Source organism: Legionella sp. (assembly GCF_049790535.1).
Taxonomy (GTDB): Bacteria; Pseudomonadota; Gammaproteobacteria; order Legionellales; family Legionellaceae; genus Legionella.
The window spans coordinates 57,475-75,791 of sequence record NZ_JBAQZB010000053.1; the positions used below are offsets into that span (position 1 = coordinate 57,475).

Below are 18,317 nucleotides of genomic sequence, written 5' to 3' on the forward strand. Positions count from 1 at the left end.
GGTCATAACAGAGGAGGATAAACTATGACAAACTCTCTAGCAACAGGAATAGGAGTGCTTTATGTTGTTGCAACTCCAATTGGAAACCGTGAGGATATTACACATAGGGCATTAAACGTACTGAAATCTGTGGATTTTATTTTAGCAGAAGACACGCGTCACTCGCTGCAATTATTGTCTTCATTAGGAATAAAAAACAATCTTGAGTCATTACATGCACATAACGAAATCGAAAAAAGTAAACAGCTTATTGCGAGATTCTTGGCAGGAAAATCAGCAGCGTTAATTAGTGATGCCGGTACACCATTAATTAGCGATCCCGGTTATCTGTTAGTAAAGTTAGCCAGAGCACATGAAATCCCGGTGGTTCCTGTCCCAGGAGCCTGTGCTTTAGTCACTGCACTTTGTGCCGCTGGTGTTCCTTGTGATTCTTTTCTATTTTTAGGTTTCCTTCCGGCGAAACAATGCGCTCGCAAGACAAAACTTGCGTCTTTGTACACAGAACCACATACATTAATTTTCTACGAATCAACACATCGCATTATTGAGTGCTTGGACGATGTGGGGGAAATTTACGGACTGGAATGTGAGATTGTGCTCGCTAAAGAACTTACTAAAACGTTTGAACGTTTTATCCCGGGATCTGTATCGGAAGTAAAACATTGGCTATTAGAAGAACCTGTGCGCAGTAAGGGAGAGTTTGTTCTTATTATTCCACCACGGTCTGAGCTTCCTCAGCAACAAAACCATGAAGAATTACTTGCAGTTTTACTAGCAGAATTACCGTTAAAGCAGGCAGTGGCTATTGCATGTAAACTTAGCAAAGCAAATAAAAATGAACTTTATAACCTGGCTTTGCAATTAAAAAAAGCTCATCCTAACGATTAAGCAGTCAAATAATAATTTTCAGGGTCAATGGTTAATTGCTTTGTCTCTTTAGTATCCTTCTTATGTTGCATCATCGCATGAATGCTCTGATAGCCTATATAAAGCGCGGTTAAAACTATTGCTACCGGCCAATAAGTAGCAAAGGCAGTAATCAATACAGTAGGCAATAGTGTATTTTTACCAAGAGTTAAGATGAAATCATTTCGGGTTATTCCAGAACGCTTATCCACCTCAACACGATTTTGTCCTTCAAGCTGCAAACGTAAACTATTTTCTTTATATTGGGAATAAGTATCTGCGGAAAAGTACATTGCTGATGCAAAAACACATAAAAAGAAGCTGCTGACAACTATACCCGGAGGACTAAAAATTAGTGCAGAAGTGAATCCTAGCATTAATAATGCTGCTGCCCCAGCTAGAAAATAGAATGTTGCCTCTTTAGTTTGCCAATCAATTTCCAATTCTTCACATTGTTTTTTTAACATAATTTGTTGCATTTTCTCATCATCAGTTAAATCTCTAGATTGTGTAATTTCCTTATACTTACCAATCTCCTGTAAGTATTGTGTATTTTTATTCAAATATTCTTGTTTTGCCAAATGACGTTTATAGAATGCCATGCTCACATCAAATCCTAAAAATACAGTAGTAATTGAACCCGCTACCGGTACAGAAATATTAGTGATGTGATTAAAATTAGTTAAAAAATTAATTGACGCCCACACCAGGTCGTTTGCAAAATTACACTGACGTTTATAAAGCTCATATTTAAAGCGTTCAAAAGCAGTGATTCGAGCTTCAGCTTCAGTAGGAAAAAATGTATGCCTAATTAACAGACCCGCATCAATAATAAAGCGAGCTAAAAAAAGTCCGACACTAAAATAATTAAGCACTTTATTAGGTGCTTCAAGAGTTGCAATTATTTTATCGACATCAGTGTGAATTCCCAGTATTGCGTCAATTTTTTCAATACATTGCAATTCTTCCGCCAACAGAAAACCATTCGTTAATGTTAGACGACAAAATACCCAATATAAACGACATAAATTAGAATAAGATATAAAATCACGAATTGCGGAGATCTGGAAAGGAGCTTCCTTTAAATTACGGAATCCGTCAATAATACTTTGTTCAAAATACTGAATAAACGATTTTTCTTCTTCCTGTTTCTTTTTTTCTTTCAACAAATGATCTTTAATTTGTTGCTTTAATTGCTGGTAATGTTTTACATTTTTCTGATGTGAATATGCTTTATAAAAAGATTCTAAAAGAGAGGCACAATAGTAGCAATACACCCAAAATACTTCATTATTTTTTTCTTTTTCTTTTTTCAACACCGCAAACATTTGCGTTAATTCTGCTTCAATAGTTATTTGGTTTTCCAATAAAAATTTATAATCGTTAGAGACTAAAAGATTTACATCTTCAATTTGCGCACTTATGTGTTGAACGCGATGCTGTGCAAAAAACTGGTTTTTATCTTGGATAAACTGTTCATTTTTTATATTAACCATAACAATAATCTCAATAAAAAGGGCAGAATGTTCTATTTATGTTACGCTATCATTTGTCCTTTATTTTGACAAGGCCAGTTTTTGCATGAGTTAACTTACCTTTGATAAGATTACTTACCAATGCAGAAACTGGAAAAAATTCGCCCCAATAAATCATCTGAGGTAAATTCACCGGTAATTTCACCTAAAACTCGATGAGCCAGTCGCAGATCTTCTGCTAATAATTCGCCCGCGCGATGCTCCGCTAATTGTTTTAGACCTGTGAAAAGTAAATTTTTTGCTTCATCTAGAGCATGCAAATGACGTCTTCGTGCAAGAAACTGCCCTTCGTTGGGTTGATACCCGATTACCTCTTTAATAACTCTTTTTAAGCCGTCGATGCCCTCTCCAGATTTTGCGGAAATATAAACGGAATGATCAACTACTTGTGGCACGTAATCTAAAGTGTCAATTTTATTAAATACCGTAATAATGGGAATATTTAAGGGCAATGCTACTTTAATTTCTTTAGTTAACAAAGAATGATGCTTTAGATCATTAACATCAACCATCAATAAAACACAATCTGCTTTTTTTAATTCCAGCCAAGCACGCATGATTCCTTCTTTTTCCACTAAATCAGATGATTCGCGTAAGCCCGCAGTATCAATAATGTGTAAAGGAATGTCATCAAGTAAAATATGCTCTCGCATCACATCGCGCGTAGTCCCAGCAATTTCCGTAACAATTGCAATATCACGCCCGGCCAAATAGTTAATTAAAGTTGATTTACCAGCATTAGGCCTTCCAGCAATGACCAACGATAAACCTTCACGTATTATCACTCCTTGATTCGCTTGAGAACGAATTGCGTTAAGCTCATCTAAAATGGAATGTAATAAATTAGCTACTTTACCATCATTAAGAAAATCTATTTCTTCTTCTGGAAAATCGATCGCCGCTTCAACATACAAACGTAAATAAATGAGCTGCTCGTTTAATTGACGAATTTTATTAGAAAACTCACCCTGTAAAGATTTTAAAGCCAAACGGGCGGCAGTTTGGGAACTTGCTTGAATTAAATCAGCAATAGCTTCTGCCTGAGTTAAATCAATTTTATCGTTTAAGAAAGCACGTTCAGAAAATTCTCCAGGTCGTGCTAGGCGAGCACCTGCTTGAATGCACGCCTTGGTCAACTCATCAAGTACTATAGGAGAACCGTGAGCTTGAATTTCAACGACGTCATCACCAGTAAACGAATGAGGAGCTTTAAAATAGAGCATTAATCCTTGGTCAATTAATGAATCCGAATAAAAAGAACAAAAAGTAGCTAACCTTGGCTGCAATTCTTTATTGCCATTTATAGCCAAGGCAATAGAATAGGATTTAGGACCAGATAAGCGAAGGATTCCTACCCCACCTCGCCCTGGTGGGGTAGCTAGCGCTACTATAGTATCTGGAGACATTTATTTTGCAGTAGCTATTAGTTTCTTAACCGGCTTTTCATCTGAATATTTATGGGTAATATACCATTGCTGAAGTATTGATAAAGTATTGTTAACAATCCAGTATAATACTAACCCCGCTGGGAAATTCCAGAATAAACCCGTAAATAACACAGGTAAAAACATCATTATTTTAGCCTGCATTGGATCGGGTGGAGCGGGATTTAATTTTTGTTGAATCAACATGGTCGCGCCCATAATGAGCGGCAGAACATGATAAGGATCTGCAGAAGCTAAATCTTTAATCCAGAAGATAAATGGAGCTTGTCTTAATTCAACACTTTCCAATAATACCCAATACAAGGCAATAAATACTGGAATTTGAATAACTATGGGCAAGCAGCCACCCAATGGATTTACTTTCTCTTGCTTATAAAGCTCCATAGTCGCCTGACTGATTTTAGCTTTATCATCACCATAACGTTCACGTAATGCCTGAAGTTTGGGTTGCAATTTACGCATACCTGCCATTGATTTATAACTAGTGGCAGACAAGCGATAAAATGCTAATTTGATTAATACCGTAACCAAAACGATGGACCAACCCCAGTTACCCACAATAGAATAAATAGCTCTCATTAATGAAAAGAGTAATGAAGAGACAAACCACAGGATGCCATAATCAACTGTAAGATCCAATGAGGGGGCAATATTCTTCAATACATTGGTTATTTCTGGACCTACGTACAACTTGGCACCCACAGTTTTTTGCTCTTGGGGTTGAATGATAATTGGTTGGCTTACCGCACCAATGGCATAATCACCATTTAAAGCTCGAGTATAAAATTTATTATCGGCATTTGCATCAGGAATCCAGGCACTTAAAAAATAATGTTGTTGCATAGCAATCCAACCGCTTTTGCTGTTGACATCAAGATTTGCCTTATTCATATCGCTAAAACTAACCTTTTGATAACGATGTTTACCTGGCTCAGAATAGGATGCCCCTGTATATGAACCAACATGGAACATACTGGATTTATCTTCTTTAGGCGAACTACGTACCAGTTGGGTATTCATATACCCTTTCCATTCGCTGCTGCCTTTATTATCAATTGTATAATTTACTTCAATTAAGTAACTGCCTTTGGTGAATATAAATTCTTTGCTTACCGATAATCCTTCTTCTTCATCACTACCATTTAAAACAACCCGTAATTGATTTTGATTAGGACTTAATACATATTGAGATTGCTCCGTAGTAAAACCAAAATTCAATGGTTTCACTGTTTGTCCAGTAGAAACAAAGAGATTGCTATTGGCAACATAACGCTCATTCGCATCATTTTGTAATAAAAGAAATGGTTTATTCTTTTCTTCAACGCTCATGGGATAAGCAATCAATTGGCTGGAAACAACATCCCCTTGCCGCAGATCAATAGCAACATCAAATACATCTGTTTTAACTTGAACTAATGATCCACTTGAGGATTGTGATGGTTCAGATGAAGAATTCACCATGGTGGATTGTGTTGAATTACTGTTTGCCTCCATTTGCGGCAATAAAGATTCTCTAGCATCATGTTGATTAATTGATTTTTCTACAGGTGTTGGTTTTGGAGGATAATCTATTTGCCAAGCATTCCAAAGCGATAAACTAACTAGCGCAAGCACCATATATAAAATAATACGTCGTATATCCATCAAAGCTTCTCATCGTTAAGGTGTACGGGATCATAACCACCTTGTGCCCAAGGGTGGCAGCGTAATACTCTTTTTAAAGCCATCCATAAGCCTTTGGTCATGCCATGTTGTTTGATGGCACTTTCAGCATACTGCGAACAACTAGGATAATAGCGACAAGAGGGTTTTAGCAAGGGACTAATCAAATATTGATACAATTTGATTGGTAAACACATTATTTGCCGAAACATCAGGCTAATTTTTCCCATGATTTGCCCAGTTTGGTGTTGATGTTTGCGTTTACCTTCTTTGCGACACCTTCTCTGGCTAAAAAAATCACATCAATGGCTGGTAATTTGTTTTGGCGAAAACTTTCTCTTATCAACCGCTTGATACGATTTCGATCATGAGCCTTTGTTATCATTCTTTTTGATAACGCTAGCCCAAGCCGTGCATAACCTAAATTATTCCCTCGAAAGAGAATGATAAATTCAGATGTTACAATTTTTTTTGCTTGTTTAAACACATGATCATAATCATTTTTAGTCAATAATCGTTGTGCTTTTTTAAAAGCAAACACCTTAGGCTGACAAACGCTTACGGCCTTTAGCACGACGACGTTTAATAACTAACCTGCCGGCACGAGTAGCCATACGCTCACGAAATCCATGATCGCGTTTACGTTTTAAATTACTCGGTTGAAAGGTGCGTTTCATGATGAACCTATTAAAAAATTATGAGGGTGATAATGATAGAGAACTTTTTTTCTACTGTCAATTTAGATAATTGATTATTTTTTGTTTTATTTGTTATTTTGACAGAACTTTTTAGGAGACATTGATAAAGAATACACAGCAGTAAGTATTAATATATTTTTTTATTATATAATTTATTTTTATTATATAAGGTACTTTCTTCTGTTGATAACTTATTTTTTACTTTACAATTCATATAGTTACATTATCTTTTAAGTTGTTTGTAATTATTCTTTAAACCTGTGTTCTATTTGTTGACTGCTTTAAAAATTTATTTATTCACTATCTTATCTTCACCTTATACCTGTTATGTGAACCTATTTATTCATAATTTATTGCTCCATTTAATGCTTCTCCACTTAGAAATAATCAATATTATTATTTTTATCCTAGGTATTTGTTTTTTATTTAGAATAAACTAATTTTTCTTGCAGCACATTTATACCTCTAAAAAATTCACCAATAGTATTTGTAACTAATTTTTATCCGTAAATAGTTACTATTAATTATTCTTTAAAGTTTATTTCCTTTAATTCATTGATGGTTACTTTTTCATACCTATAGGCTGATAAAGCTCTACCCAAATACGTTTTTATACTGACTCAAGTTATATCAATAATTTTAGGGCAATCCATAAATTCGTAAATTTATCCACGTACGTAATAATTAATATAATTCTTTTATTTAGAAACTTATTTTTATTATATAGTAAGAACTTTTCTGTTGATAACTTTATATTATACTTTATATTCAAAGAGTTACATGTAATTTTATCATGTTCATAAACTGCATTTAAGCCTGTGATTTGTTTGTCAGTATTTTGCTTTTTTTATTTATCCACTAATTTATCTTCACCTTATACCGACTATTTAAGTCTATTTATCCATAGTTATTCACTACTAAGTTTATTATGTTGATCAGCCCTATTGTTGAATATAAAAAATTTTAAACTTTAGAAATTTTTCTTGTGGATAACTTTACCTTTACTGTAAAGGCTGAGTATAATTGTGAAGATCACGCTTTTAGCGAATTGCAGTAATTTCACTGTAAATTTCCTGCTTAATTATCTTGCTGTCTCGGTACATTCAGTGGCACTATTTATATTCGTGGATAATTAGTTTTAACCTTTTTTGGGTTTAATTTTCTTTTTACCATTCATCTTTGATGAGGAGTTACGCTGTGACAGTAGTTGTTTGGCAAAAATGTTTAAATTTGTTGCAAGATGAATATTCTGTACAGCAGTTTAATACGTGGTTACGTCCCTTGCAGGCTCATGCAGAAGAACAGAGTATGGTGTTGTTAGCACCTAATCGTTTCGTTGTTGAATGGGTAAAAAAACATTTTTTTTCACGTATTGAAGAGTTAATTAAACAGTTTAGTGGTAATGAAATTAAATCCATCTCAATTGAGATTGGTAGCAAAGCTTATGAATCAAACTTTTTGGGTAATAACGTTAATGTTGTTGGTGAAAAAACCGTTTCTGTATCAAGTCACGTTGTAACAAAGAGCGCACCTAAAAAAGCAGCAGATTATAAAAGCAGTCACTTAAATAAAAAATTTCTGTTTGAAAGTTTTGTTGAAGGCAATTCTAATCAGTTAGCACGAGCTGCCTCGATGCAAGTGGCGGAGCGACCTGGTGATGCTTACAATCCCTTATTCATCTACGGTGGTGTGGGTTTGGGAAAAACGCATTTAATGCACGCTATTGGGAATCAAATCCTTAAAAATAATTCTGAGGCTAAAATTTTGTATTTACATTCCGAACGTTTTGTTGCGGATATGGTTAAGGCCTTGCAAACAAATTCAATTAATGAATTTAAACGCTTTTATCGTTCACTTAATGCTTTATTGATTGATGATATTCAATTTTTTGCTGGTAAAGATCGATCTCAGGAAGAGTTTTTTCATACGTTTAATGCCTTATTAGAAGGACAACAACAAATTATATTAACCAGTGATCGTTACCCAAAAGAAATTGAAGGAGTGGAAGAACGCTTAAAATCCCGTTTTGGTTGGGGGTTAACCGTTGCAGTAGAACCACCTGAATTAGAAACACGAGTAGCGATTTTAATTAGCAAAGCTGAACAATCAAATATTGAATTACCCTATGAAGTCGCTTTTTTTATTGCTAAACGTATTCGCTCCAATGTCAGAGAGTTGGAAGGTGCGCTCCGACGTGTTATTGCGAATGCTCATTTTACCGGCAAACCAATTACCATTGAATTTGTTCATGAAGCTTTGCGAGATCTTTTGGCTTTGCAGGATAAATTGGTGACTATTGAGAATATTCAAAAAACTGTTGCTGAGTATTATAAGGTTAAAGTGGCTGATTTATTGTCAAAACGTCGCAGTCGTTCTATAGCAAGACCAAGACAAATGGCTATGAATTTGAGCAAGGAGTTGACGAATCATAGTTTACCTGAAATTGGTGATCATTTTGGTGGTCGTGATCATACCACGGTGATTCATGCCTGCAGAAAGGTTAAGGAATTAGTTCAGTATGATAGTGATTTTGCTGAAGATTATAAAAATTTAATGCGTATCTTGTCGTCTTAATCTGGAGTCTATTTTGTTTGAGTTTGCTATAAAAAAGGAAGACTTGCTTACTCCCCTTCTCACTGTTGCAGGGGCTGTTGATAAAAAGCAATCTTTAACTATATTATCTAATTTTTATCTTAAACTCGCAGATAATTTATTATTTATCACGGCAACTGATTTAGAGATTGAAATTTCGGCACAAGTATCATGCCTATCGGAAGAGACAAGTGGTTCTATTACTGTTCCTGCAAAAAAATTTATTGATATTATTCGCTCTTTAGATGATCAGACAAGTCCACATATTTTGGTAGATAATGGTATTCTAACGATAAAGCAGGGTCGTAGTTTGTTTAAATTAACTACCTTGCCTGCTGAAAATTATCCTTTGAGTGCTGATGAGTGTAATGAAGTTGAATTAAGTGTACCTCGTTTGGTTTTGTTGCAGTTATTACAATCAACCCATTTTGCTATGTCACAACACGATGTGCGCGTTTTTCTTAATGGATTGTTTCTTGATTTCGAACCTAATCTTATTTCGGCAGTCGCTACTGATGGGCATCGTATGGCTATTAGTCGTTATCAATGTGATCATCTAAGTGAAAAAAAATTGTTGTTACCTAAAAAAGGTGTTCAGGAATTACTGCGTCTTCTCAATTGTATTGATGATGAACAGATATTATTAGCTGCTGGAAAGTCACATTTTAAATTAGTAACCAGTCAATTTATATTTTTATCTAAATTAATTGAAGCACGTTTTCCTCCTTATAGGAAAGCAATTCCTAGAGATCAGGATAAACAAATCTTGATTGATTGTGCTGTATTAAAGCGTGCTTTATCGCGAATTGTGATTTTAGCGCATGAAAAATCAAAAGCAGTGATGTTGCATTTACAATCTAATTTATTGACTTTAATTGCCAATAATAATGAACAGGAGGAGGCTGTTGAATCTTTGGTTGCTGAAACGCAGGGTAATGAATTAAAAATTGGTTTAAATGCTACTTATTTACTTGATGTCCTTTCTCATTTTGGCGAAGGGCAAATTCGCCTATCTTTATCTCATACGGAAAGTAGTATTTTAATTGAATCATCAGACAATGACAATTATCAGTATATTATTATGCCTATGAAGATATGATTCTTACTGAATTAAATATTCATCATTTACGTAATATTTCATCGGCACATCTTGAGCTCAGTCCCAGATTTAATTTTATATGTGGGTCAAATGGTAGTGGAAAAACATCAGTTCTTGAAGCTTTATATCTTTTAAGTTGTGGTCATTCATTTCGTTCTCGTGAAATTTTTCCAATTATTGAACATGGACAATCTACTTTTACAGTATTTGCTCGTGCTAATCAGGAAGAAACAATTAGCATTCAAAAATCTTCGTCTAATTCAACACAAATTAAATTAAATAATCAATTTTGCTCTAGCACCAGTCAATTAGCTTATGCTTTACCATGTCAATTTTTTTATTCTGATATTTTTCAGATTATAGATGCTGGACCCTCGATACGTCGCAGTGTGTTAGATTGGGGATTGTTTCACGTGAAACATAATTATCTTTCTTTATTGAAAGATTATAAAAAAATTCTAAAACATCGAAATGCCCTTTTAAAACAACATGCTCCCTATGCTCATTTTATTCCTTGGGATAAACAATTAAGTGTATTAGCCTTTCAGTTGGATGTATTGCGCCAAGATTATTTTAAGCAATGGGAAAATGAATTTAAACAAGTATTAGCCCAGTTAAGCGAATTGTCTTGTACAATTAGTTATTTTAAAGGATGGGATAAAAAAAATACTGGTAAAGATTTAGAACAAATACTTGCTGAAAGCTTTATCACTGATAATCATAAATTGTATACACAGTATGGGGCGCATCAAGCAGATATTATTATTGAAAGTACTGTACATAAAGCAAAATATATATTGTCGCGAGGAGAACAAAAGATTATTTTATTTGCATTAAAATTAGCTCAAGGTAATCTTGTTGATCAATCGTGCTTGTATTTGCTTGATGATTTACCTGCAGAACTTGATGAGCTACATCAAAGAAAATTACTTAATTATTTAGCCGCGCGAAAGGGACAGTATATAATCACTACCAATCTTAATCCTACGGCATTGAATATTTATTGCCATAATGAAATGCTTACAACGTATCATATCGTTAATGGGTCCTTAAAACGATACAATGCATAATGATAAAATGTTTCACGTGAAACATGTTCTAAGTAGCTGATTTGGCTAATGAATATGGACTTTTGTATCTTAACCTTCTTGGCCTTCTAACGAGCTGCCCGCAATACACTTATTAATCTCAGATGATGCACCGCGCTCACAGTTTGAGGTTAACGAAAAATTGGATAAATCTCAGCTCGTAAAAACGTTCCGAATAAATGTGAAAGGTATCAAGGATGCTTTCTGTTAAAGTTAAATTATCAATATCCTTACTTGATAAAAAAAAATCACTACTATCATTATTAATGATTTACACATTATCTTATGATTTGTTTTCTGTAAAAATACTCTTACCTATAAATGATCATTTAAAGCACAGAGAATGCTGTAAAAATATTAGTCAAATTAATTGCTGAATGAATTATTACAGTGAACATTCCTTCTCCTCTGTGCCTACATTAACTCCAGGTGCCTAAAGAAGTAGGCTGTATTTCATGTGGTAACTCGCGTGAAATAATTCCGCAATAAAAAAGATTATTATTTGTATAAATAATTTAATAGGTTAGGACTTGGAGTACATCTTTTTTAAGAATATCTGTTACGGAACGCGATTTAGTTTGATTAAGACACCCTAAACGAAAGATAGAATATTGAAGAGGCCCTAGTTTCATCTTGTGCATACAAACAATAAGTAAATTATGCTATCATGGGGTCTATTTTTGAAATCGTGCAATAAGGGTTTAAGAGGACTTCTGATGAGCGTTGAAGCTAGCTATGATTCGAATAATATTAAAGTTCTGAAGGGTTTGGACGCAGTAAGAAAAAGACCTGGAATGTATATTGGTGATACGGATGATGGTACCGGTTTGCATCATATGGTTTTTGAGGTAGTCGATAATTCAATTGATGAAGCTTTAGCCGGTTATTGTAGCGAGATTTTTGTTACCATTCATTCTGATGAATCGATTACTGTTAAAGACAACGGCCGTGGAATTCCCGTAGATATTCATAAAGAAGAAGGTCGTTCTGCTGCTGAGGTGATTTTAACTATTCTGCATGCTGGAGGTAAATTTGATGATAACTCTTATAAGGTCTCTGGCGGTTTGCATGGTGTAGGTGTTTCTGTAGTTAATGCTTTATCAGAAGAATTACATTTAATTGTTCGACGGGATGATAATTTGTATGAACAACATTATCGTCATGGCATACCAGAAGCACCCATTGCAATAACTGGAAAAGCAAATAATACCGGAACACATATTTGGTTTAAACCGAGTGCAGAAACCTTTACTAATATTGAATTTCATTATGATATTTTAGCCAAACGCTTAAGGGAATTGTCTTATTTAAACTCTGGCGTTTGCATCCATTTATTCGATGAACGATCACAAAGACAAGATACTTTTCATTATGAAGGGGGTATTCAAGCCTTTGTTGAGCATTTAAATAAAAATAAAACGGTAATTACACCGGTTGTCTTCTCAATGAAGGCTGAAAAAGACAATATTGTAGTTGAGTTATCAATGCAGTGGAATGATTCTTATCAAGAAACGCTTTATTGTTTTACTAATAATATTCCGCAGCGTGATGGTGGAACGCATATGGCTGGATTTAGAGCCGGATTGACTCGCACGTTGAACAACTACATCGACGCTGAAGGTTATGCGAAAAAGGCCAAAGTATCACCAACCGGCGATGATGCACGTGAAGGATTAACAGCCGTACTATCAGTAAAAGTACCTGATCCTAAATTTTCATCGCAAACTAAAGATAAACTGGTCTCTTCAGAAGTAAAATCAGTGGTTGAGTCCAGTGTTTCGGAAAAATTTAATGATTATCTTTTGGAAAATCCTGCATTAGCTAAAGCAATTGTTGCTAAAATTATTGATGCAGCCCGAGCTCGTGAAGCGGCACGTCGCGCGCGCGAAATGACACGTCGTAAAGGGGCATTAGATATTGCTGGTTTACCAGGGAAGCTAGCAGATTGTCAGGAAAAAGACCCCGCTTTATCGGAATTATACCTGGTAGAGGGAGATTCGGCGGGCGGTTCAGCAAAACAAGGACGGGATCGAAAATTTCAGGCGATTTTGCCGCTTAAGGGAAAAATATTAAATGTTGAAAAAGCACGTTTTGATAAAATGCTTGCTTCTCAAGAGGTAGCGACATTAATTACTGCATTAGGTTGTGGTATCGGGCCTGATGAGTACGATCCAGATAAAGTACGCTACCATCGTATTATTATCATGACCGATGCGGATGTTGACGGATCGCATATTCGAACTCTATTGCTTACGTTTTTTTACAGACAAACACGCGAATTGTTGGAGCGAGGCTATATTTATATTGCTCAGCCACCTTTGTATAAAGTAAAACGTGGTAAGCAAGAGCAATATGTTAAAGATGATGAGGCATTGTTTGATTACCTGACGCAGTCGGCTTTAGATGGGGCTGCATTCTATCCAGCAAACAATGCCCCGCCAATTATGGCAATTGCTTTAGAGGAATTAGTACAGCAATTTAGACGGGTTGAGAAAATTATTAAGCGGTATAAAAGAAGATATCCTATGGATATTTTGAAACGAGTGGCCTATTTGCCTGTAGTACATAACGAAGATTTTAATCAGGAAGAAAAAATTATTAGTTGGTGTAATCTGTTGCATTTGAGTTTACAACAGCTTGATAGTAAAACAGAACAATATCACGTAGAGGCACATGCCTTAGTAGATACGCATTTATTCGTACCAAGAATTAGGGTAACTCAACATGGTATGGATAATTATATCCCTATGAGTGTTGAATTTTTCTACTCTAAAGATTATAAAGAAATGGTCGCCTTAGGTTCAAAATTAGCCAGTTTAGTAGAGGAAGGTGCTTATATTAAACGTGGAGACAAAGAATTGGCAGTAGAAAGTTTTGAACAAGCTCTGATATGGTTGATGGAAGAGGCCAAAAAAGGACAAACTATTCAACGCTATAAAGGTCTTGGAGAAATGAATCCTGAACAATTATGGGAAACTACTATGGATCCTTCTGCACGGCGTATGTTACAGGTTAGTATAGAAGACGCTGTTTCTGCTGATGAGATATTTACTACGCTTATGGGTGATAATGTAGAACCAAGAAGAGATTTCATCGAATTTAATGCTTTGGATGCAGAAAACATTGATGTATAGTAAATGCTAGTTAAATGAATAGTCCGGACGGTATTGTATACAGCCGTCCTTATTGTTCGTCACAGGTAAATTTTAACAAATTAATTTATCTTTCCTTTCGATATATTTTCAAATATGTACTAAGCTAAACATAATTAGGGATAATTAATATAAGGTTGGTTGGTATTTATGCAATCACGTGCCGGCTTAATACAATCGGATGTTCTTACGGCAATTTACCAGGCAAATATTTTTTCAGGCATTGGAATTATCGAGCAAAAAATGCTTGCTGAAAAAAGCATTGTTACAACATGTGGTGCTGAGGAAATAATTATTGAGCAAGGTGAAATTGGAGATAAACTTTATATTATAATTGAGGGCAGGATGCTTGTATCCGTAAAAGACATTAATACTGGCAGAAAACGTATTAACATGTTAGGTCCTGGCGATGTATTTGGAGAAATTGCTATTTTAAGACGTATTCCTAGAACAGCTCGCGTTAGCACTGTAACTCCGTGCAAATTTCTTTCAATTAATGCGCATGATTTTTTTGAGACTTATCAGTATTTTCCCGCAAAAGCACGTGATAATATCCAGTTGGTTATCGCTAAAAGATTAGAGCAGCTTGGTCGCTAAAACGTTAATAGAGCAAAACAAGATTTGAAATTTTAAAAAGCTGCTTCCCTGCAGCAAAATACATCCGTATACAATTTTTGACATCCTGTCAGACATATCCATGTCATCCCTTTGTGCGTTAATTATAGCTGATGTATGAGGATTGTCATTGCGTAGATGGAGTAGCGTATTGTAAGAAATTTCTCAAATAATCATCGGTATTGTCTTGTCTCTAGATTAGCATGTAGTACTAATTCTTCATTTTATAAGCAAATCTTTATCGTAACAGACTTCTATCAAAGCTATAGTTTGGTTCCTGCGTGTATAGGGGGAGATGCCCTTTACTGAGTAAAGTAAAGAGCAAAGAAATTTTAAAAAATATAAATAAAATAAGTTATAAGTTGATTCAAATTTGTTTATTGAGGGATTTATCAATCTGTTTCGCTTGATCTGGTTTCTGAGGATACTTTGCAAATAAAGAATTAGGGTTATTTGCTGGAGAGTGGCTTATGATTTTCGTTGTGTTAAGAATTTTAGTAAATGGATTTTCCTGCTTTTGACACGATGTGCTTAGTAATTCCAAATTGCATAATAGTTCAACTGAAGGTTTTTTCGCTAATTTTATGCCAATATCTTTTTCTAATCCTTTAATAGTATCAAATAAGCTTAAGAAGCGATTGCAAAATTTATAATTAAATTCACTGCTTGTAAAAAATAGTTCTGGCTTGTCAGTTGTTAGGTGTTGGATGTTGCGTATTAAGGTAAATACCATGCCAACGTCGTGGGTAAAATTACCTTGAGCAAAAACGCTATTTATTTGCTGAATTACCTCATTGTGTTTTTTTATTGGTGTTAATAAAGCCAGATTTTCTAGAACAAAATCTTGATGTTGATTAAAAAGATTCATTGAGTCTCTTAACGTGTGACATGGATTTTTATTTTTAATATCCAAGAAACCTAAAATACGTGTTTTTACTTGATGAATTGGTTCGATTACTGAATAAAACGTTTCTTTGTTAGACATTGGTGATGCTATAGATTTTAATAGGTACCCAAACTTCTTAAGTTCTTTTTGAGGACAAGCTTTGATCATCTTTAGCGCAAGCTCTTTTTTTTTCGATTCAGTAAGATCATCAAGTAGTTTCTTATGTTGGGCTAAAACACCACTTTTGTTAAAGTACACATAAGGATTATCAAGCTCTAATATATCTTTCTGGCTATAATTGGGCATTTTAAGTCTCCTTTTAGTTATTTGTGACCAAGACGCCGATATTTTAGCGTATTTTCAACAACTTGCAATTTATTGATTAGGTTCTTAGTCGACGAACTACTTTGTTAATTAAAGTTTTCTGAAAAAAAGTCGAATAAGTTATTAGACGCACGTTTTGCCTTTTAAAATTACAATAACAAGGAGTAGGCAATGCCTAATACTCATTTATTACAAGATCGTTTTTTAAATGAATTACGTAAAGAAAAGGTGCCTGTTTCTATTTTCTTAGTTAACGGCATTAAATTGCATGGAGTGGTGGATTCTTTTGATCAATATGTAGTGATGTTAAAGAACACCATTACACAAATGGTTTATAAGCATGCGATCTCTACCGTAGTTCCGTCTCGTGCAGTGACCGTTCCTAGCGATAAAGCAACTGATGAAACTGGAGAGACTGTGGCAGAGTAGGCCTATTTGCGGAATTTCAAAAAGCGATAGCAAAAATTCAGGATCTTCAGGTAGAATGCATAGATGAATTTTTGTTGGAGACTTCGGTAGTGTTTGAACGTCCGCAGGGTGGAGAGCGAGCGGTGTTGGTGCAATTAGCACTGCCTGGGATTGATACAGAAAAGGCGCTGCACGAATTTGAAGAACTGGCTCTTTCAGCTAATGCGGAGGTATTGGAGTGTGTATTAGGTAGGCGTGCTACCCCTGAAGCCAAGTACTATGTTGGCAAAGGAAAAGCGGAAGAGATCGCTCAAATAGTTAAGGCACTTACTGTGGAACTAGTTTTAGTGAATCATGAATTATCTCCCTCTCAGGAACGAAATTTAGAGCGTTTGCTCGAATGTAGAGTAGTTGATCGCAGTGGTTTGATTCTTGATATTTTTGCCCAACGTGCGCGAACATTTGAAGGTAAATTGCAGGTTGAGTTAGCACAGTTAAACCATTTATCTACACGATTAATACGTGGTTGGACCCATTTAGAGCGCCAAAAAGGTGGAATAGGTTTGCGTGGCCCTGGGGAAACCCAATTAGAAACCGATCGTCGTTTGTTACGCGAACGTATTAAGTACATTAATCGTCGTCTTGAAAAAGTACGTTGCAGTCGTGATCAAAATCGGCAAGCCAGACGTAAAGCCTCCATGCCTACCGTGTCGGTAGTAGGTTATACTAATGCAGGTAAATCCACTTTATTTAACGTGTTGACGGGTGAGCATATTTATGTAGCGAATCAGTTATTTGCTACCCTCGATCCTACCATGCGACAACTAAGTTTACCCGGTTCTTCCTCTGTAATTTTAGCTGATACAGTAGGGTTTATTCGCGATTTACCACATCATTTGGTTGAAGCATTTCGCGCTACTTTAGAGGAAACTCAACAGGCTGATTTATTGTTGCACGTGATCGATGTTTCAGATCCTCATTGGCGAGATAGAGTATTTTCCGTACAACAGGTTTTGGATGAGCTGGGGGTTAATGATATACCAATAATACAAGTCTTTAATAAAATTGATTTGAAAGAAGGTTGGGAAGCCAAAATTGATTATACCCAGGAAGGCTGCAAAGTATGGATTTCAGCAGCAGCTAATATAGGATTAGATTTATTAAAAGAAGCAATTAGCACGCTATTGCATGGTGTGGTACTTACTGAGAACATAGTGCTTAAACCATCACAGGCAAAATTGCGAGCTCAATTGTATCAATTAGGGGCGGTTTTACATGAATCACTGAGTGAGGAGGGTGATTGGTTGATGAAGATTCATATTACTCAAGCGCAAAAACAACGTTTATTTAATAAGCCTCCATTATGAAACAGAGCATTCCTCCAAAACTCAGATTAATCCTCAGAATAGACACTTTTTTATCATAAATACGCAACAAATTTTCCAATGCAACTATTAAAGCTGCTATCAATATTTTTGCCAACTTAGTAGAGGAAGATTCATTACATTAGAATATATTTAATAAAGACCAATTAACTGTTATCAAGCCCGCTTTATTTATTACTTTGGATAAAAACATGTCATATGCAAAAATAGATAGAACTTCCGCAAAAAAACATCAAAAAAGCTATTTTTGGAACTCTAAAAGAGCATTAAGGATTTCATTAAGTGTTAGCTTGGCCTTTTTGGTCTTGTAGTAGGCTCCATTCTATTTTTATGGCCTGCGGCATTACCTTTCACTGTTGCGGCACCGGTAAGCTCTATATTGACATCGTTGATACAATATTCAGTGTTTTTGACCATCAATAAGTATGATCAACATCATGTTGATGACCTTGAAATTTTAGATTCTCCTGCCTTTGTCTCAACAAACTCAGAGCTCTTTTGATGACGGTGATGTGATTTATT

Annotated in this window: 15 protein-coding genes; 8 read left to right on the top strand and 7 right to left on the bottom strand. The window is 35.2% G+C overall.

Annotation, left to right across the window (positions count from 1 at the left end; all coding sequences use genetic code 11):
- The first annotated feature begins 24 nt into the window (after positions 1–24).
- The gene (rsmI, locus tag WA877_RS02880; RefSeq protein WP_425169429.1) at positions 25–888 is read left to right on the top strand and encodes a 16S rRNA (cytidine(1402)-2'-O)-methyltransferase; all 864 of its coding nucleotides are present in this window, start codon (positions 25–27) and stop codon (positions 886–888) included.
- On the opposite strand, the gene WA877_RS02885 is transcribed toward rsmI, so the two are convergent.
- The 6 genes from WA877_RS02885 to rpmH all read right to left on the bottom strand — a co-directional run bounded on the left by WA877_RS02885 (position 885) and on the right by rpmH (position 6,225).
- Positions 885–2,402 carry a hypothetical protein gene (locus WA877_RS02885; RefSeq protein WP_425169430.1) on the bottom strand — a complete coding sequence of 506 codons (1,518 nt, stop codon included), beginning with the start codon at positions 2,400–2,402 and terminating at the stop codon, positions 885–887. The genes rsmI and WA877_RS02885 overlap by 4 nt on opposite strands.
- Before the next feature lie 110 nt (positions 2,403–2,512).
- Positions 2,513–3,847, bottom strand: coding sequence for a tRNA uridine-5-carboxymethylaminomethyl(34) synthesis GTPase MnmE (gene mnmE, locus WA877_RS02890; RefSeq protein WP_425169431.1), 1,335 nt, complete (start codon positions 3,845–3,847; stop codon positions 2,513–2,515).
- Entirely contained in the window at positions 3,848–5,530 is a 1,683-nt protein-coding gene (yidC, locus tag WA877_RS02895; protein ID WP_425169432.1) for a membrane protein insertase YidC, read from the bottom strand.
- Positions 5,530–5,778 (bottom strand): membrane protein insertion efficiency factor YidD, encoded by a 249-nt coding sequence (yidD, locus tag WA877_RS02900; RefSeq protein ID WP_425169433.1) that lies wholly within the window; start codon positions 5,776–5,778, stop codon positions 5,530–5,532. The genes yidC and yidD overlap by 1 nt, the downstream gene beginning before the upstream one ends.
- Positions 5,760–6,089, bottom strand: coding sequence for a ribonuclease P protein component (rnpA, locus tag WA877_RS02905; RefSeq protein ID WP_425169434.1), 330 nt, complete (start codon positions 6,087–6,089; stop codon positions 5,760–5,762). The genes yidD and rnpA overlap by 19 nt, the downstream gene beginning before the upstream one ends.
- 1 nt (position 6,090) lies before the next feature.
- Positions 6,091–6,225 (bottom strand): 50S ribosomal protein L34, encoded by a 135-nt coding sequence (rpmH, locus tag WA877_RS02910; RefSeq protein ID WP_006869475.1) that lies wholly within the window; start codon positions 6,223–6,225, stop codon positions 6,091–6,093.
- Positions 6,226–7,428: 1,203 nt separating this feature from the next.
- Between rpmH and dnaA the strand changes: the two genes are divergently transcribed.
- The 5 genes from dnaA (at position 7,429) to WA877_RS02935 (ending at position 14,774) form a co-directional block, all read left to right on the top strand.
- Positions 7,429–8,820, top strand: coding sequence for a chromosomal replication initiator protein DnaA (gene dnaA, locus WA877_RS02915; protein ID WP_425169435.1), 1,392 nt, complete (start codon positions 7,429–7,431; stop codon positions 8,818–8,820).
- A gap of 13 nt (positions 8,821–8,833) precedes the next feature.
- Positions 8,834–9,937 carry a DNA polymerase III subunit beta gene (gene dnaN, locus WA877_RS02920; protein WP_425169436.1) on the top strand — a complete coding sequence of 368 codons (1,104 nt, stop codon included), beginning with the start codon at positions 8,834–8,836 and terminating at the stop codon, positions 9,935–9,937.
- Complete coding sequence (recF, locus tag WA877_RS02925) at positions 9,934–11,007, top strand: DNA replication/repair protein RecF (RefSeq protein WP_425169437.1); 1,074 nt, start codon at positions 9,934–9,936, stop codon at positions 11,005–11,007. Before dnaN ends, recF begins: the two co-directional genes overlap by 4 nt.
- Positions 11,008–11,741: 734 nt before the next feature.
- Entirely contained in the window at positions 11,742–14,159 is a 2,418-nt protein-coding gene (gyrB, locus tag WA877_RS02930) for a DNA topoisomerase (ATP-hydrolyzing) subunit B (protein ID WP_425169438.1), read from the top strand.
- Positions 14,160–14,327: 168 nt separating this feature from the next.
- Positions 14,328–14,774 (top strand): cyclic nucleotide-binding domain-containing protein, encoded by a 447-nt coding sequence (locus WA877_RS02935; protein WP_425169439.1) that lies wholly within the window; start codon positions 14,328–14,330, stop codon positions 14,772–14,774.
- Between the two features lie 385 nt (positions 14,775–15,159).
- Here the strand turns inward: WA877_RS02935 and WA877_RS02940 are convergent, their stop codons facing one another.
- On the bottom strand, positions 15,160–15,984 hold the full coding sequence (locus WA877_RS02940; protein ID WP_425169440.1) for a hypothetical protein: 825 nt from the start codon (positions 15,982–15,984) through the stop codon (positions 15,160–15,162).
- Positions 15,985–16,173: 189 nt separating this feature from the next.
- Here WA877_RS02940 and hfq point away from each other — a divergent pair, with 189 nt between their 5' ends.
- Both hfq and hflX read left to right on the top strand, forming a co-directional pair.
- Entirely contained in the window at positions 16,174–16,431 is a 258-nt protein-coding gene (gene hfq / locus WA877_RS02945) for an RNA chaperone Hfq (protein ID WP_425169441.1), read from the top strand.
- A gap of 89 nt (positions 16,432–16,520) precedes the next feature.
- On the top strand, positions 16,521–17,777 hold the full coding sequence (gene hflX / locus WA877_RS02950) for a ribosome rescue GTPase HflX (protein ID WP_425169442.1): 1,257 nt from the start codon (positions 16,521–16,523) through the stop codon (positions 17,775–17,777).
- The last annotated feature ends 540 nt before the right edge of the window (positions 17,778–18,317 follow it).

Excerpts from the sequence above, each read along its gene's own strand:
- hfq (WP_425169441.1), top strand. The coding sequence starts at position 16,174 with ATGCCTAATACTCATTTATTACAAGATCGTTTTTTAAATGAATTACGT.
- WA877_RS02885 (WP_425169430.1), bottom strand. The coding sequence starts at position 2,402 with ATGGTTAATATAAAAAATGAACAGTTTATCCAAGATAAAAACCAGTTT.
- mnmE (WP_425169431.1), bottom strand. The coding sequence starts at position 3,847 with ATGTCTCCAGATACTATAGTAGCGCTAGCTACCCCACCAGGGCGAGGT.
- yidC (WP_425169432.1), bottom strand. The coding sequence starts at position 5,530 with ATGGATATACGACGTATTATTTTATATATGGTGCTTGCGCTAGTTAGT.
- WA877_RS02940 (WP_425169440.1), bottom strand. The coding sequence starts at position 15,984 with ATGCCCAATTATAGCCAGAAAGATATATTAGAGCTTGATAATCCTTAT.
- recF (WP_425169437.1), top strand. The coding sequence starts at position 9,934 with ATGATTCTTACTGAATTAAATATTCATCATTTACGTAATATTTCATCG.
- gyrB (WP_425169438.1), top strand. The coding sequence starts at position 11,742 with ATGAGCGTTGAAGCTAGCTATGATTCGAATAATATTAAAGTTCTGAAG.
- WA877_RS02935 (WP_425169439.1), top strand. The coding sequence starts at position 14,328 with ATGCAATCACGTGCCGGCTTAATACAATCGGATGTTCTTACGGCAATT.
- rpmH (WP_006869475.1), bottom strand. The coding sequence starts at position 6,225 with ATGAAACGCACCTTTCAACCGAGTAATTTAAAACGTAAACGCGATCAT.
- rsmI (WP_425169429.1), top strand. The coding sequence starts at position 25 with ATGACAAACTCTCTAGCAACAGGAATAGGAGTGCTTTATGTTGTTGCA.
- yidD (WP_425169433.1), bottom strand. The coding sequence starts at position 5,778 with ATGGGAAAAATTAGCCTGATGTTTCGGCAAATAATGTGTTTACCAATC.
- dnaA (WP_425169435.1), top strand. The coding sequence starts at position 7,429 with ATGAGGAGTTACGCTGTGACAGTAGTTGTTTGGCAAAAATGTTTAAAT.